Genomic DNA, 15,276 nt, shown 5'->3' with positions numbered 1-15,276 from the left:
GGCTCTCCTGAGGCTGGATAGGGAGACTCTCTACGAGGGTAGTACGACCAGCTAACGGACCAGCAACCGGTTAGGTCGTTTCGTTAGGCTGTTTAGTTAGACTAGTGAGATAGGTTACCAACCGACGGTATTCGACACCGCAATTGCCGGACGATGTTTCCGGGGCATGAGCTACCAGATAAGTAGTAGTTCACAGCACTGGTGTACATCCCTATATTTCTATTCTAGAAGGATGTCGATCCACCGTCTGTTTCTTGAACGACACCACGCGGTTGGTTCAGGATGTTAACCCATCTTTCCGTGGCGGTAAATCGCTCATCCTGCCTGTTAGAAGATCGGACGTCAACCAGTCGATGCCGGCGGTCGGGAGCACGCCGACCGAGACGACGTCGTGTTGCTGGCTCGCTGTCAGCACGAAATCTATTACCTTAGCCTGATAGTTGCTGGACCTGGTTGCCGTTGACAGCGGTGTTTTGTTCCAGACATCGACGTGGTTCAGCCAGTTCCGCGAGCCTATGCCGAAAACTGCTATCGGAAATATTGCCATCGCCGTTCGAGCCAGGAGGCACGCTGGTTCTCGTAGGCCAGGAATTAGCTGGCGAAGTTACGATGACGGAACGAATCGAAAGGGTTTGCTAGCTCAGGTCCGCTTGTGCGAACCGTCTGTATCCGGTATACAACGGTACTGTCGCGAACAGCAGGGAGATGGCGACACTGAACAGGAAAACCGGCAGAGGTACACTCGTAAACGTATACTCGTGACCGACTAGTATGAAGAGGCCCTCACGGACCGTCTGAAGTGCGACGAGTGGATTGAGGTGGTCGGTGAACCAGAACCACAGCGGTCCCTGTTCGGTTGCATACACGTACGATTCGTACGCCGCGAATCGGCCGGTGAAGAGAAACGAGAACAGGGGGCGGACTACCGGGTTCCAGAGGCCCACGCCGGTACCGAACAGGAGATACGTACCGAATACCGCCGCCAGGGTTCGGTACCTAGAGGAAGCGGCCGTCGAAACGCCGACGACGAACGTCGTCCACACGAGTCCAGTGCCGAAAGTCCAACCCGCCCAGGCGAGGAACGCTTTCGGGAACGGATCGCCGAACCGCGTCGCGACGAGTACTTCAGCGAAGAGGATCGAAGGCGCGAGTGCGAGACTAACGACGGCGAGACGAGCCCCCAGTTTCCCGACCACGAGATTTCGACGGCTCCCCGCTGATCCGAGGAGGAGCCTGACAGTCCCCAATTCTCGCTCGCCGACGACGGCTCCGTAGTTAACGGCGATACTCAACACGATGATCGGAAGCCCGAACAGGTTGGGTATGCTCGCGACCTGATCGCTCGCGGGGGAAACGCTATTCGGGTCCAGTCTCGACCAGAGTTGCGGAGCGACGAGTAACGTGAACAGTGCGATAGCGCCGACGACGACCCACTGCTGCAGCGCGTGTCGCAGGTCCGCACGCGCTATCGTCGCCGAACGGGAACGTCCGTTCGCCGGCTCCGATGCCCGACGAACGACTGATAGCGTAGCGGCGCCGCTCCGGAGCGGTCGCCGGACTCGCTCCCGCATCCGCGATCCGCTCCCGTCCCGACAGAGGTCCGTCCGCTCGAACCGTCGAACGCCGACGAACAGCCCGACCGCGCCGAAGCAGAGAAACACGGCGGTTCCGAACAGCTGCAAGCCGATGCTAGAGGTGGGCGTTCCGGGCCCGACGGACTCGACGGACCAGCGCATCGCCTGGAAGAACCCGTTCAAGGGGTTGAGCCGCTCCGTAACGCGAAGCCACAACGGTGCCGTAGCCAGTCCGTCGTACGCCGGTGTCACCGTCGATCCGGTGAGCGCGAACGCGAACACCGGGCGGACGAGGACATTCCAGACGTCGAGTGCCGGGCTGAACGTTGCGTAGGTCACGACGATGGCACCCAGCGTCCGGTACTGCGAGGCGAACGCCGCAGAGTAGCCGACGGTGACGGCAGTCCAGACGACGGCGTATGCGAGCATCCACCCGGCCATAACCCAGAACGGGACCAGATAGGGGTTTCCGTACCCGCGCGCGACGAGAACGCATGCGACGGCCAGCACCGCCGCCATCGCCAGGACGACGATCGCCGCACGCCCCAGGAACTTCCCGAGAACGAGGTCGCGACGCGTCCCCGAGAGACCGAGAACGGTCCGGACGGTTCCGGTAGCCCGTTCGCCAACGACCGAGTTGTACCCGACGGCGGCCACCACCACGAGCGCGAACGTGACGAGGTCGATCGACATCGTCAGGAGGAAATCGCCGATTTCTCGATGCCCGGACGACGCGATCGACGCAGTACTCGGCAGGAACATCAGTCCAAGGAGAGCTATCGCTCCCCACACGAGGCGGTCACGGAGCACGTGGCGCAGGTCCCTCCGGGCGATCGTCAGGACGCGAGTCATGATTCGTCGGCTCCGTCTGTGATCGACCGAAACACCTGCTCCAGCGAGGGCACCTCGTTATCGATGTCGACGATGGTCGCTCCCGACCCATCGATGCGAGCGACGACGCCTGCCTTGGCCGTGGATTCGGTACACGCGACCACCAGCGTATCATCCCTCACGCGCACGTCAGCCACACCTTCGACGCTGGCGACGTCCCGAGCGAGGCCATCAGTGACCGATTCGAGGGAGACGCTGAACGTCGCAGGCGTCTCAGTGCTTGCACGTAGTGTCTCGAGAGTGTCTGCAGCGACGAGTTCACCGTCGTGCATGATGCCAACTCTGTCACAGATCGCCTCGACCTGATCCATGATGTGGCTGGAGAAGAACACCGCAGCACCACGGTCCCGTTCCTCGCGAACGATCTGGCGAAGCAATCGTGCCCCGTCCGGATCGAGACCGCCCAGCGGTTCGTCGAGAATCAGCAGTTCCGGCTCCCCGACGAGCGCCATCCCGAGGCCCAGTCGTTGGCGCATCCCCTTGGAGAAACCCCCGACCGGCCGATGGGCAGCGTCGGCGATACCGACCCGTTCGAGGAGGTCGTCGGGATCGTCATCAGCGCGTTTCATCTCGACCGCGAACCGGAGGTGATCGTGGGCGCTGTCACGGCCGTAATAGCCGGTCGCCTCTGCGAGAACACCGGTACGCTCACGGACGGCTCGTGGGGTTTCTTCGGGATCGTGTCCGAGGACGGAGATTTCGCCGGAGGTCCGACGGACGAAATCCAGGAGGATATTGATAGTCGTCGACTTTCCTGCACCGTTTGGCCCGAGAAATCCGAACACTTCACCGCGCTCAACGTGGAGATCGACGTCGCGAACGGCGTGGAGGGAACCGAATCGTTTCGTCAGGGACTGCGTTTCGATGGCGGCCATCTGCCGGCGGGTTCTTCCCCCGGATTTTAAATAATTCCGATATGTCTGGCGATTGTTCTGCGATGTGCGACCACATCCTCCGATACAGGCCCTCGCTGGCTGACTCGGTCGACAGAGTACAGTTTGGATTTTCGTGTACCCTTCGGCACGTTTTTGCGTCGAAACGAGGCTCACGCCCCGTACTCGCCACGGGTTCGAAACGTAGTGGCGGTGACGTATCCGTGAGGCTTCGGGAGGACGCCGACCTCACGGCGTCAGCGACGTTTCTCAGGGAAAACAGCGAGAGCGAAGTCGGGCCGATGGCACGGCCCGTGCGATTCGAACGGGACGACGAACGATCGGAGAAACGACATTCTTACGAAAGTGCCGGAGAAGTGGACACGACCTCGCAAGTTGTGGCCAGGGAGTCGGCAGAGCGAACCCCAACGGAGGAATCCTCTCACTTCATCGCCGAGGAGTGTCGAGACATCCACATCTGTGTTATGGTCAATACCTGCCTATCTCCCGGCGAACAGCATAACGAACAATACCATCGTTTTCGGACTGGAAACTCGTCGTCGAAAGCTAAACGATGGCGGCTCTTTATACAGTCCTCAGCCGAACCGGATTGGCGCGATGGAAGAAAACAAGACACACGACGACGGCATCGAGACGGACGATAGCGCCGGAGGCGAAACGACGGAAGAATCGCGCCGTTCGTTCATGAAGAAGGGAGCGCTCGCTTCGGGGGCGACCGCACTTGGCCTCTCGAGCGTGGACAGCGCAGCAGCGCAGGATGGCCCGGTACAAGTTCTGGTGTACACGTACAACTACTATCCGAACGTGGCCTTCGACGTCATCCAGCAACTGCAGGCGTCGACCACCGTCAACGTCCTCCGCCGTCCGAGTGGCAGGACAGTGCCGGAGATCAGCCAGCCCGATGACTACAACGGCTACGTCATCAACTACCGCCTCGGCGGGCAGGGAGGACAGTCGGCCGGCATCACGACCCTGCTGTTCACCCGAGACGCGCTACAGACGAACGCACGCTATCGACTCTCCGGGAACGCCCAGGTGTTCAGTTCGGACCTGAACCTCCTCTCGACGACCGCTCGTCAAACGGGCTGAGATATCTAGCGCCGCCCGAGAGCAGAGGCCACTCTCCCTCCACACGCCAGTATCCCCGATTAGTTGACCGGTGGCTCGTCTGCACGACGTCTATCGCCACGCACACGACAGGTGTCGAAGACGCCACCATCGACGGCGCCCTCGGCGATTGCTGGTGAACTCCTCTCTCGCTTTCTGTCCCGTCACCGGTCGCTGACGCACGGGTCAGCCGGTACTCGCACAGCGCATCGACGAGACGACTACCGGAGTGGTAACCGCGACTTACTGGATGCGTAGACGATAGTTAGTGGGACTCTTTATCGAGCCTTCGTTGCTACTTTTGGCACATAATCTTATCGGCAGCGATTGCTACTGTGGCCGTGGCCTCGGAACAGCGGTCTCCACTCGACGGGTTCGCAGGCGTCGTCGTCACCTCGCTCGGGCTCTTCTGTACCGCCATCGGAGTGCTCTTGCTCCCCCAATCTAGCCTCACCGGACTCTGGATCGCGGCCATTGGTGCGAACTTCCTTGCCTCGGTTCTCGTCGGAACGACGTGGGGACGACGGCGTCTCGGTCTCGACCCCGGCGGTACCTCGGCAGCGCTGGTATTCGTGGCGATTGCAGTCGTCCTCATCGTTACGTTCATCGTCGTCAACGTCGCGTCCGCGTCGATGGTTTCGGATTGACGACGCTCCCATGCTCGTGGTTCGAGTGACGGTGGTGCGCTCAAGGTGCCCCGGCCATGGTACAACTACCGATGAGGGGTTGCCACCGACGCAGTTGCGTCCTCTGGCCTCGGTAGCGACCCCCTTTCAATGGTCGCTTACTGCGTTAACGTCGCGTCAAGCGTGATGTCCGGTCCGGCGAGCGCCTTCGAGACGGGACAGTTGTCCTTGGCGCGCTGGGCAAGGTCGTCGAAGGTATCCTGGTCGATCTCGGGGATGGCAGCTTCCAGCGTCAGCTCGATACGCGGGATCTCGAATCCGCCACCGTCGGCTCGTTCGAGATGCACGTCCGCCTGCGTGTCGAGGCGGTCGGGCGTGTATCCTTCCTCGTCGAGGAACGCCGTCAACTGCATCGAGAAACACCCGGAGTGTGCGGCTCCGATCAGTTCTTCCGGGTTCGTTCCCGGTTCGTCCTCGAAGCGAGTCGGGAACCGGAAGGTTCCCTCGATCTGCCCGCTCTCGGTTTCGAAGTCACCGCTTCCGTCCTTTCCACCCTGCCAGTGAGTTTCGGCTTGTCTCGAGGTCATCTGCAAGCTCGAGTACGGGCGGAAGCAGTATGGAAATACTGGCCAGAAGATTCCGTCTCTCCGGTGGGCGCTCGCCAGCAGTTCGTTTTCCCGTCCATCCTCCAGGGTACTGCCGTGCTGCTTATCCCGTTGATGTCACTAGAGGGGATAATGGACACCCCGTATGCGGTGTTGGGTCTCGATCCCGACGCCGACGAGGAGGCAATCGAACGCGCGTACAGAGAACGGGTGAAAGAAACGCACCCCGACCAGGGTGGCTCGATAGAGGCGTTTCGAGCGGTGAGAACGGCCTACGAACGACTCAAAGCAGGCTCACGGGGTAGCGACGAGATACCTGGCCGCGACCGGGCGGCCGACTCGAACGACACCCCGGACTACCGAGCGACGCCCTCGCAGGTCACGTACCTGAACTACGACGTCCTCGCCGACTACGGCTGGGAGCCCACGGACGAACGGCTCTTCGAGAAGGCGGCCGCTGCAGACCTCGACGAGACGGACTACGGCCAGTTTCAGGCCGAACCCGGTAAATCGCTCTTAGAAGCGGCCGAGAGCAACGGTCTCGAGTGGCCGTTTTCCTGCCGTGGTGGCGCCTGCGCCAACTGTGCAGTCGCGCTCTCCGCCGGCGAGCTGTCGATGCCGGTCAATCACGTACTCCCCGCGGAGATGCTAGAGCGGAACATCCGATTGTCCTGCAACGGAATCCCCATCACGAAGGACTTGCACGTGATCTACAACGTGAAGCACATGCCGGACCTCGAAGAACTCCTGCTGCCACCGCGCCCGTCCAGACAGCCTTCGCCCGGTGAGTAATCGAGCCTGGTGTTCCGACGGTGTTCACGTCACGAACGCTCGGTGAGGACTGACGACCTACCGCATTTCCTCCAGCGTTTTGACGGTGTCCGACATGATCCACGCCGTCTCGCTCTCCGGTTCTTCGATACAGATGGCGAAAAACGAATCGCGGCCCTCGTCGACGGTGATTTTGTAGCCGCGACTCGCTAATTCGAGACCCTCGCCGGGAGAATCGGGGGTTGTCACACCTGCTCTCAGAGTCAGCGGTAAATAACGGGCACGATTCGAAACGAGTGCTGCCTGGTACGTAGCGGTCGAGGAACTGTCGAATCGGGATGGATGTTCTCCCGGTGAACTATCCTCTTCTCCTCGTTCACGGCCGCCGCCGGTCGCTCCATGCGGGTATGGCTCAGCGCCCGTAATCAGCCGAGCGACGACGTCCAAACGTCGAACGCATTCCGGCATTTCCTCGCGATACCCGACGCGTTAGAGAAGTCGCTGGAAGCGAGATTCTGTGGAGGTGAGCCGGAATCGGAGGGCGGACAGAATCCGGATCGAGTACCCGGTAGGACGTCGTACGCGAGATTTCGGAGGCCGTCCGTGGTCGTCGCGTCCGCGACACCGACATCGAGACTGTTGTTTACATATCAACCCGCCGTTTTTCGCTATTTGCTACCCTGGTTCATGGAAAGATGGTATCCTCACGACCACAGTCGAAACGGGGAGCGCGAAACAAGGTGATGGGCGTGCTCGCCCTGCTGGCGGCCGGGTTGTTACTCTCCGCGGCTACCGGAACGTACCGCGTATTCTCGTACCTCGCGGCGTTCTTCATCGCAGCGGTGCTGGGTACCGCCTCGGTCGAGCGAAACGACGGTGAACTCGACCTCGCGCCGTACTCGTGGCTGGTAGTCGGCCTCGGCGCTATCTTCGTGACCGGGTTGACTATCATCTGGTTCACCTGGCGGCCGGGAACGACCGAGTACACGTACGTACTCGGACTGCCAGTTCCGACGCTAGCGTACGTCGTCTTCCTCTGGTTGCTGCCGATCCTCGGCGCGGTGTACTACGCCCTCGTCTTTCCGAGAATCGGCGACGAGCAGGTCGTCGACGATATCATGAGCGAGGTGCGTCAGGTCCAGGGAACGGGACGCTACCCGCTGTCGTCGTCTCGACCAGAGGCCGACGGCGGCGAGGAGGCAGAAACACCGCGAGCGTCGTCGGGACGCCGTTCGGACGGAACCGAAGGAGGGCCACGCGCAAACGAATCACGTCAGGAGACGGAACGCCCAGACGGAGGTGAGCGGCGATGACCGCGCCACCGCTCGTCCCACTACAGGAGATTCCGGTCACGGACAGCCCGTACGTCCTGCTGTTCGGCAGTCTGTACCTTCTGTTGGTGCTGGCTATCGGCGTCTGGGGCTACCTCCAGACGGAGAGCACGGCGGACTTCCTCATCACCGGCAAGAGCATCGGGACGTGGGTGCTCGCGCTGACGGCGTTCTCGGTCATCCAGTCCGGGTTCGGCTTCGTCGGCGGGCCGGAACTCGTCTACTCGTTCGGGACGACCGCGCTGTGGATCTTCTTCACCGCCCCGCTCGGGTTCGTCGTCACGTGGATACTGCTGGCCAAGCGGATGCGCCTGTTAGCAGACATCCGCGACGTGATGACGATAGCGGACGGGATGTACGTCAGGTACGAGAGCGCGTGGGTACGCGGACTGACGGCGGTCGCGGTCGTCGTCGGCGTAATGGCGTACCTGGCGACCAACCTCGCCGCGTTGCAGTACGTGATGCGGGCGATCTTCGGTCTCCCGGTGGTGTGGGGGCTGTTCATCGGTGCGCTCATTCTCCTGCTCTACAGCATGCTCGGCGGAATGATCGCAGGGGTCTGGACCGACTTCGTGCAGGCCATCACGATGATCGTCGGCGCCGTCTTCGTCTTCGCCTTCGCGCTCTCGTTCGGGGGCGGGATGGAGACCATCTCGCGAAATCTCGCCAGCGCGGACCCGTCGTTCGTCTCGCCGTTCGGAGCCATGGGAGCCCCGGTCGCGACCGTGTTCACGGCGCTCGGCTGGTGGATCCTCTTCTCCATCGGCGCGGCCGGTCAGCCGCATCTGGTGACCAAGTTCTACATGAGTCGTAACCTCCGCATCCTCCGCTGGGGAGCCCCGATCGCCGCGGTGACGTACGCGATTTCGAGCCTCCTCGCGTTCTCGACCGGACTATCGATGCGGTCGATGGTCGAGTCCGGACAGGCCGCGGCACCGAAGAGCGCCTCCGTCGTTGGTCCGGTGTTCGTGCTGGAACACACGCCGGGCGTCCTGGCCGGACTCATCCTGGCGGCGCTGTTGGCGGCGATCATGAGCACGAGCGACTCGTTCCTCAACATCGGGGCGGCGGCCGTCGCCCGGGACATCCCGCGTGCGCTGGGACGACCCATCGAGGACGACGAGACGGAACTGCGGGTGACCCAGGCCGCGCTGGCGGGTATCACCATCGTGTCGACGCTCATCGTCTACTTCTCGGAGGCGCTGGTCGGTATCCTCGGGACCATCGGATGGGGATTCTTCGCTGCGGCGTTCTTCGCCATCGCGGCGCTCGGACTGAACTGGAAGGGGGCCACGAAGGAGGGCGCGATAGCCGCGCTCGTCGGTGGACTGGTGGTCAACCTCTTCTACAGCGCCGTCCCTCGAATCGCGGACACGGCCGGTCTCGGTGGACTCGCCAGCACCGTCGCGAGTCTCTACCCGTTCCCGGAATCGTTCCCGGTCGGAACGGTCGCACTCCTCGTCACCGTCGTCCTCTTCGTCGTCGTCTCGCTGGCGACGCAGGGAGACCGGACGGTGCCACGGGACATCGCCGTCCTCATCGAACGATGACGATGGCCGAATCGAACGAAACCCGGCTCGCACGCTTCACGGGATGGTTCCGGCGACGTCCGACGTCGCTCGAGTTCTGGGAACTGCTCGTGACCGACAGACGCGTCGTCTGGTGTTTCGTCGGCGAGTCGTTCAAATCGCTCCTCCTGCGGGCGGACACCGGCGAACGCGGTCGCCGCGAGGTCGAGCGCTCGTCGGCCGAGCGAGCGCTGGCGCTCGACGACCGAAACTTCGCGGTCGCGCTCGAATCGCTCCAGTCCGTCCGGCTCCGGGAGGGGTCGCGATTTCGGCGCACGGCGCTGACGGTGACGTGGCGCGACGACGACTCCTCGACCTCGGTCGAACTGTACGGCACGCGTTCGAGCGACTCGCAGGTCGACGTCGTCGAAGCGCTCGCAGAAGAGCCGGCGCTATCGCACGTGGATATCGGCGTCGAGACGAGCGGTCGACTGCTCTGACGTCTCCTATCGTTCCGGGACGGAGTTCCCTTCGTCTCGATTCGGTCGGTCCTCTTCGACGAGGGCCGGGAACGCCGCGACGATGCGACGAAGGACCTTCTGTTCGGCTCGTCGCAGGTTCTTCGAGGCCCCGGTCTTCGAGACGTCGAACGCGTCGGCCAGCGTTTCGAGCGTCGCGTCGCGCGGCGTTCGAAAGTACCCGCCGTCCACGGCTTTCTGGAGGGTCAGACGCTCCGTCTCGGAGAGCTCCCGACAGCCGTCGAGGAGCCCCTTCGCCGCGTCGAGGTGCTGGATGACGTCGAGGTAATCCTCGAACGACGTGGCGTTTCGAGCTTCGACCCGGAAATCGTTCTCGACTTCCAGGTCGGCGAGCGCGTCGTCCGCGTCGGCGCCGGTGTCGAACCCGACGTTCCAGAGCTCGCTTCCGTCCTGGATCTGAAACGGCCCGGTGATGTAGCCGTCGTGGTCGCGAATCGTCTGCATCGCGTTCGTCTGTCCGATGAACGACTTGATGACCGCCGTGTCCCCCCGCCGGGACAGGAGTTCGAACCCCAGCATCCGCTCGTGGTCCTGCAACTCGTTGAGGCCGTTCGTCAGCGCGCCGTGGTCGTCCCCCGTGACGAGGATCCTAGTCTCCAGTTCCTGCTGGGCGGTGTTGAAGTCCCAGTGCATCGTGTGAAAGGAGACGTCGGCGACGTCCGTCACGTCGATGTACGGACAGTCGTACTGGACCATGTCCATTGTTACCGATATCATGGGACTCTGTCGTCGTTTATCGGGGAAATAGGTGATGGTATCGGAGGTTAAGATAGAGAAATTTATGTTTCTGTCGGCGTATTTTCCTTCTGACCATTCGAGACGGTGGAGGAGCGGCTAGTTCGGGACGACGCCGGCGACCGGAGTTCCCGACGACGCACAGGAGATGTGAAAAGAACCGCCAGTCCACTTGCGACAGCGGTCCGCCGACCCCGGTGAGGGCGACGACCAGAGGCCCCGTTTCGGTCGACCGCTGGTCGTCCGTCACCGGGAATCGAGAGCGCCGGTGAGAGAGCTACCTCCCCAGCGCCATCTCGATGCGTTCCAGATCCGAGTCCCGTATCCGGTCGGGCGACGCCCTGACGGTTTCGATGGACAGGAACGTAGCCTCGAAGCCCTCCGCCTCAGGGGTTAGCTCCCCCGAGACCCCGGAACGTTCCAGGGCGTACGTGATGAGGTAGAAGGCGACGCGCGAACGCTCGGCGTGGAGGATGGTCAGGAACTGCAGGTCCGGGGGGTCTGCCCGGAGACCGGTCTCTTCCTCTAGCTCCCGGACGGCCGCCCGCTTCGGTCCCTCGTCGTACTTGGCGTGGCCGCCGGGAAGGCTCCAGACGCCCTCGTGCTGCGGTATCGGTTCGTCGAGCAGCAGGACGTGGTCGTCGTCGTGGACGACGACGTGGACGCCCGGAATCGGATTCCGGGAGAGCACGAGTTCGCACTCCGAACACCAGGGATGCTCCCGGCCCTCGAACTCGCAGCTTCCGACGGCGGCGCCACACCGGTGGCAGTGATCGGGGTCGACGGCGACTGAATCGATGTCGACGGATTCGATATCGACCATGTGAACCCGTTCCACGCCAGGAGACGAAAGTGTTCGTTTGCGGTCGCCCGGACACTCCGGGCAAGACGATGCGCCGAAACGCGACTACTTCCCGACCATCGAGGAGACGAGCTTCGACTCGGCTTTCCGCAGGTGTTCGGCGGCAGTACTGGGCGCGCAGTCGATTGCAGCGGCGACGTCCGTGTGGCTGGCTTCGCGCGGAATCTCGTAGTAGCCCAGTTCGAACGCGGTCTCGATGGCCTCGCGCTGGCGCTCGCTCAGGTGCGTTTCCACGGTCGCGGCCGTCGCGTCCAGCCCGCCGATCTCCTCGATGGTCACGTCCACGGGACCGGGCACGGTCTCGATAGCCGCCTGTATCTCAGCGTCCGGGCCGAAGAGCGAGAACGTCACCGTCCCGTCCTCGTGATACCGAATCGGCGGAACGACGACCAGTCCGCCCTGCGTGATGGGGCCGAACAGTTCACCCAACGCGTCGGTCGTGGCGTCCCTGACGTAGACGTAGAAGGCGTCCTCGCCGGCCCGTGCGATGTCGTAACCCAGAACCTCCGGAATCTCCTCGACGGCCGCCTCGAAGGCGTCGGCGTCGCCCACGGCGTAGTGGAGTATTCCCAGCGCGTCGCCCGTGAAGTTCCACTGGAGGGCGGTCGCGCGCTCGACGAAGGAAGCGTTGGCCCACACGTCGTACATCGGGTGAATCTCGGCCTCGCGACCGCCCGCGGTGATGCGAACCCGGACGTGCTTCATGTCGGGGACCACCGCGTCGGCCGCCTTAAACCTCCCGTGCGAATCCGGCGTTAGTATTTCGCAGCGTCAGCGACTATCCACGTCTGTATGAAGGTGTTCATCACGGGCGCTACGGGCGTCCTCGGGCGTCGACTCGTCGACCGACTCACCGACCGCGACCACGAGGTCGTCGGACTGGCTCGTGACGAAGCGGGCGAGCGCATCGTCGGACGCCGGGGTGGAACTGCACGACGCGGTGACGTCCTCGACCCCGAGACGCTGGAGCGAGCGATGGACGACGACGTCGAGGTGGCGGTCCACGCCGCGACGGCCATCCCGGACTCCACCAAGCCCAGCGACGAGGAGTGGGCGCGAAACGACCGCGTCCGGTTCGAGGGCGCGAAGAATCTACTGGACGCAACCCCTGACAGGCTCCGGCAGGTCCTGTTCCCGAGCGTCGTCTGGGTCGCCCGCCAGCCCGACGGCTCGTGGTTCGACGAGACGGCCGACCGCCACCCCGACAGAGCCACGCGGTCGGCTGCCGACGTCGAGGACTTCCTCCAGGAACGCGCCGCCGGGGACGGCTTCGACGCGACGGTCCTCCGCTGCGGGTTCTTCTACGCGCCGGATGCGAGAGACACGCACACCTGGGGCGAACGACTGCTCGACGGCGACCTGCCCGTAGTGGGCGGCGGCCTGCTCGGCCGGCAGGACGCCGAACTCTCGTTCGTTCACGCCGACGACGCGGCGGCGGCGTTCGTCGCAGCCATCGAGACCGAGGCAGGCGGGACGTACCACGTCGTCGACGACGAACCGGTGACCGGGGCCGCGTTCTTCGAGGCGTTCGCGGACCTGCTGGAGGCTCCGGAGCCGGGGCGAATCCCAGCCTGGCTGGCCCGATTTTTCGTCGGGAAGATCAACGCCGAGGGGTTCACCAGCCCGATGCCGACGACCAACGAGAAGGCGAAGCGCGAACTCGACTGGGAGCCGGAGTATCCGACCTACCGGGACGGCCTGGAGCAGGTCGTCGAAACCTGGAAGGCCGACGGCACGCTCGCCGAACTGCGGGACGAATCGACCGCCGAAACGACGACCTCGCCCCGAGGGGAGGCAGCGTGAAGGACGATGGGTACCCTCCGCCGCGACGACTACCCGAGCAGTCACGCGAGACGCCACGGGCCGTGTCGCTCACGCCGACTCGTTCGCAACCGGCGTTGCCCGTCTCGAACGGCGGGCGGCTACGAGCGGGTACGATAGACGACGAAGATTCCCGCGAGCAGTAACAGGAGCGTCGAGAAGACCGTCGTGATACTGCCGAGTGCGAACAACTCCGGCGTCGCTCGCCGGGACGACGCGATCGAGAACACCTGGATGGGCATGGTGTTCTGGCGCCCGACGAGGAGGAGACTCCGCGTCGCCTCGTTGTACGAGAGGGTGAACGCGAAGACCGCCGCCCCCAGGACGGTCGGAGCGATCTGAGGGAGCGTTATCTCCCTGAACACCGTTCGTTCGTCGGCGCCCAGCACGCGCGCCGCCCGTTCGTTCTCCGGGAGGTTCGGCGGAATCCCCGCCAGGAGGACGACCATCGCGAACGGAAGCGTCCAGACGACGTGCACCGTAAGCGCGAGCCACAGACCTTTCGAGAACCCCAGAAGTTGGTTCAGAAAGAGCGTCGCACCGACCCCGTAGGTGATTCCGGGCGTGATGATACCGAGCAAGAGGAGGTACAACACCGCGCGTCGCCCGGGAAACCGTCGGCGGTACGCGAGTACGGTCGCCGTCGCGAGAACCGTCGTGATGAGCATTGTTACGAACGCGAGTTTGAGCGAGCGCTCTACGGCCGTGACGATGCCGCTGCTGGCGAGCAACTCGGCGTACCACCGCGTGCTGAAATCGACGAACGGGAACGTAAGCCCGCCTTCGTTGAACGAGAAGGCGATGAGTGACAGCATCGGGAGGTAGATGTAGAGCGAGATGAGAACGGCGTACGCCGCCAACAACCGTTTCACGCCGAGGCGCTCCGCGAACGAGGTCGCCGTTTCGGCGAGCGAGCGCCCGCCGGTCGGGCGGCGCGTCTCGCGTTCGGTCGCTTCGGTGTCGGCTGTCATCTCTCGGTGGTCCGTCTGACGGGTTGCCAGTCGGCGTTCAGCGAGCGTCCGCCCGTCCCGGGCCGCCCGGCGTTCGGGGCTATCCGTCGAAGTTCTGGGCGACGGTGTCCATCTCCTCGAACTCGACGTCGTCTTTCGCTTGCATGTGCTGGACGAGTTGCTCCAGCCGCTGAAGTCGGTGCGCCTGACCTATGACCTGGGGGTGCATCGTGAGGATGAACACGCCGTCGTCGACGTGGTCGTACATCCAGTCGAACTGGTCGTACCAGCGCTGGAAGATCGAATCTTCGCTGGCGTACCCCATCCGGTGTGGGCGAGACCACGTAAACGTCAACGGCGGCCAGTCGTCGCGCTGCCACGAGACGGGAAGCTCCACGAGGTCGGTCGGCTCTCCACGGTCGTAGGGACCGTCTTCCGGCGCGCTCCAGTTCCCGTAGACGTAGTGCGGTCTGAAATCGGACGCCATCTTGCTCGAATCCCACTCGAACCCGAGGTCCTGCAGGATGTCGAGCGTGTGCTGGGAGAAATCCCAGGCTGGCGAGCGATAGCCGGTCGGTTCCCGGCCGGTGACGTCCTGGATGCTCTCGATGCCGCGTTCGATGTCGGCCTGTTCGTCCTCCTTGCTCTCGAACGTCGCCGGACCGGTGTGGCTCCATCCGTGGTGCTGGATGTCGTACCCCCGGTCCCACACCTCGCCGCAGATCTCCTCGAAGCTGTCGATCGTATGACCGGGGACGAACCAGGTCGCGGGAATGTCGTACTCGTCGTGAAGGTCGAGCAATCGAGGAGCGGCTACTTCCGCCCCGAACACGCCCCGTGAGTGTCTCGTCGGCATCTCCCAGGAGTCGTACGACCAGAGCCACGTCGATACCGCGTCGAAGTCGTATGAGAGACAGACGGTGGCACCCGTCATACGTTACCGCACACCGCGATAAGGGATAAGGATATCATAAAATATTCAGTAGGACCGTGGGTCATGCATCCCGCAATCGCTGCTGAAGTACCGTCGGGACGCGTTGAACCGAAGAAAGCAGGGGGTCGC

At 63.3% G+C, this 15,276-nt stretch carries 17 protein-coding genes and 1 pseudogene; 8 read left to right on the top strand and 10 right to left on the bottom strand.

The window, feature by feature from the left end; genetic code table 11:
• Nucleotides 1-277: 277 nt before the first annotated feature.
• The 3 genes from ACTF4R_RS18625 to ACTF4R_RS18615 form a co-directional block, all read right to left on the bottom strand.
• Nucleotides 278-547 (bottom strand): hypothetical protein, encoded by a 270-nt coding sequence (locus tag ACTF4R_RS18625; RefSeq protein ID WP_440009615.1) that lies wholly within the window; start codon nucleotides 545-547, stop codon nucleotides 278-280.
• Between the two features lie 88 nt (nucleotides 548-635).
• Complete coding sequence (locus tag ACTF4R_RS18620) at nucleotides 636-2,426, bottom strand: ABC transporter permease (protein WP_440009613.1); 1,791 nt, start codon at nucleotides 2,424-2,426, stop codon at nucleotides 636-638.
• Nucleotides 2,423-3,340, bottom strand: coding sequence for an ABC transporter ATP-binding protein (locus ACTF4R_RS18615; RefSeq protein WP_440009610.1), 918 nt, complete (start codon nucleotides 3,338-3,340; stop codon nucleotides 2,423-2,425). The genes ACTF4R_RS18620 and ACTF4R_RS18615 overlap by 4 nt, the downstream gene beginning before the upstream one ends.
• A 239-nt stretch (nucleotides 3,341-3,579) precedes the next feature.
• On the opposite strand from ACTF4R_RS18615, the pseudogene ACTF4R_RS18610 reads away from it, so the two are divergent.
• The 3 genes and pseudogenes from ACTF4R_RS18610 to ACTF4R_RS18600 form a co-directional block, all read left to right on the top strand.
• Nucleotides 3,580-3,741, top strand: a pseudogene (locus ACTF4R_RS18610) (IS200/IS605 family transposon protein TnpB); the annotation flags it as partial.
• 214 nt (nucleotides 3,742-3,955) lie between these two features.
• On the top strand, nucleotides 3,956-4,447 hold the full coding sequence (locus ACTF4R_RS18605) for a hypothetical protein (RefSeq protein WP_440009608.1): 492 nt from the start codon (nucleotides 3,956-3,958) through the stop codon (nucleotides 4,445-4,447).
• Nucleotides 4,448-4,806: 359 nt separating this feature from the next.
• Nucleotides 4,807-5,112: a hypothetical protein gene (locus ACTF4R_RS18600; RefSeq protein WP_440009605.1), complete on the top strand. Its 306-nt coding sequence runs from the start codon at nucleotides 4,807-4,809 to the stop codon at nucleotides 5,110-5,112.
• Between the two features lie 137 nt (nucleotides 5,113-5,249).
• Here the strand turns inward: ACTF4R_RS18600 and ACTF4R_RS18595 are convergent, their stop codons facing one another.
• Nucleotides 5,250-5,678, bottom strand: coding sequence for an OsmC family protein (locus tag ACTF4R_RS18595; protein ID WP_440009602.1), 429 nt, complete (start codon nucleotides 5,676-5,678; stop codon nucleotides 5,250-5,252).
• A gap of 150 nt (nucleotides 5,679-5,828) precedes the next feature.
• Here ACTF4R_RS18595 and fer point away from each other — a divergent pair, with 150 nt between their 5' ends.
• The gene (gene fer, locus ACTF4R_RS18590; protein ID WP_440009929.1) at nucleotides 5,829-6,488 is read left to right on the top strand and encodes a ferredoxin Fer; all 660 of its coding nucleotides are present in this window, start codon (nucleotides 5,829-5,831) and stop codon (nucleotides 6,486-6,488) included.
• 57 nt (nucleotides 6,489-6,545) lie between these two features.
• On the opposite strand, the gene ACTF4R_RS18585 is transcribed toward fer, so the two are convergent.
• A complete protein-coding gene (locus ACTF4R_RS18585) occupies nucleotides 6,546-6,716 on the bottom strand; it encodes a hypothetical protein (protein ID WP_440009600.1) in 171 nt (56 codons plus the stop codon).
• A gap of 446 nt (nucleotides 6,717-7,162) precedes the next feature.
• On the opposite strand from ACTF4R_RS18585, the gene ACTF4R_RS18580 reads away from it, so the two are divergent.
• Genes ACTF4R_RS18580 through ACTF4R_RS18570 form a run of 3 tightly spaced genes read left to right on the top strand, consistent with a single transcriptional unit; the run spans nucleotide 7,163 to nucleotide 9,806 of the window.
• Nucleotides 7,163-7,780 carry a hypothetical protein gene (locus tag ACTF4R_RS18580; protein ID WP_440009597.1) on the top strand — a complete coding sequence of 206 codons (618 nt, stop codon included), beginning with the start codon at nucleotides 7,163-7,165 and terminating at the stop codon, nucleotides 7,778-7,780.
• The gene (locus ACTF4R_RS18575; protein WP_440009595.1) at nucleotides 7,777-9,348 is read left to right on the top strand and encodes a sodium:solute symporter family transporter; all 1,572 of its coding nucleotides are present in this window, start codon (nucleotides 7,777-7,779) and stop codon (nucleotides 9,346-9,348) included. Before ACTF4R_RS18580 ends, ACTF4R_RS18575 begins: the two co-directional genes overlap by 4 nt.
• Nucleotides 9,349-9,350: 2 nt before the next feature.
• Entirely contained in the window at nucleotides 9,351-9,806 is a 456-nt protein-coding gene (locus ACTF4R_RS18570) for a hypothetical protein (protein ID WP_440009592.1), read from the top strand.
• A 6-nt stretch (nucleotides 9,807-9,812) separates the two neighbouring features.
• On the opposite strand, the gene ACTF4R_RS18565 is transcribed toward ACTF4R_RS18570, so the two are convergent.
• The 3 genes from ACTF4R_RS18565 to ACTF4R_RS18555 form a co-directional block, all read right to left on the bottom strand.
• On the bottom strand, nucleotides 9,813-10,562 hold the full coding sequence (locus ACTF4R_RS18565; RefSeq protein ID WP_440009590.1) for a helix-turn-helix domain-containing protein: 750 nt from the start codon (nucleotides 10,560-10,562) through the stop codon (nucleotides 9,813-9,815).
• Between the two features lie 295 nt (nucleotides 10,563-10,857).
• Nucleotides 10,858-11,403, bottom strand: a complete 546-nt coding sequence (locus ACTF4R_RS18560; RefSeq protein ID WP_440009588.1) for an NUDIX hydrolase — start codon at nucleotides 11,401-11,403, stop codon at nucleotides 10,858-10,860.
• Between the two features lie 84 nt (nucleotides 11,404-11,487).
• Nucleotides 11,488-12,147, bottom strand: a complete 660-nt coding sequence (locus ACTF4R_RS18555) for a helix-turn-helix domain-containing protein (RefSeq protein ID WP_440009586.1) — start codon at nucleotides 12,145-12,147, stop codon at nucleotides 11,488-11,490.
• A gap of 87 nt (nucleotides 12,148-12,234) precedes the next feature.
• Between ACTF4R_RS18555 and ACTF4R_RS18550 the strand changes: the two genes are divergently transcribed.
• Nucleotides 12,235-13,245, top strand: coding sequence for an NAD-dependent epimerase/dehydratase family protein (locus tag ACTF4R_RS18550; protein ID WP_440009583.1), 1,011 nt, complete (start codon nucleotides 12,235-12,237; stop codon nucleotides 13,243-13,245).
• A 119-nt stretch (nucleotides 13,246-13,364) separates the two neighbouring features.
• Here ACTF4R_RS18550 and ACTF4R_RS18545 read toward each other — a convergent pair whose 3' ends face one another.
• Both ACTF4R_RS18545 and ACTF4R_RS18540 read right to left on the bottom strand, forming a co-directional pair.
• Nucleotides 13,365-14,234 (bottom strand): ABC transporter permease, encoded by an 870-nt coding sequence (locus ACTF4R_RS18545; protein WP_440009581.1) that lies wholly within the window; start codon nucleotides 14,232-14,234, stop codon nucleotides 13,365-13,367.
• Nucleotides 14,235-14,313: 79 nt separating this feature from the next.
• Nucleotides 14,314-15,147: a polysaccharide deacetylase family protein gene (locus ACTF4R_RS18540; protein ID WP_440009579.1), complete on the bottom strand. Its 834-nt coding sequence runs from the start codon at nucleotides 15,145-15,147 to the stop codon at nucleotides 14,314-14,316.
• Nucleotides 15,148-15,276: the final 129 nt, after the last annotated feature.

The organism is Halomicrococcus pelagicus (assembly GCF_051917725.1).
Classification (GTDB): domain Archaea; phylum Halobacteriota; class Halobacteria; order Halobacteriales; family Haladaptataceae; genus Halomicrococcus.
Note: the sequence above shows the minus strand (reverse complement) of the source record. Positions and strands in the feature narration are given on the sequence as shown.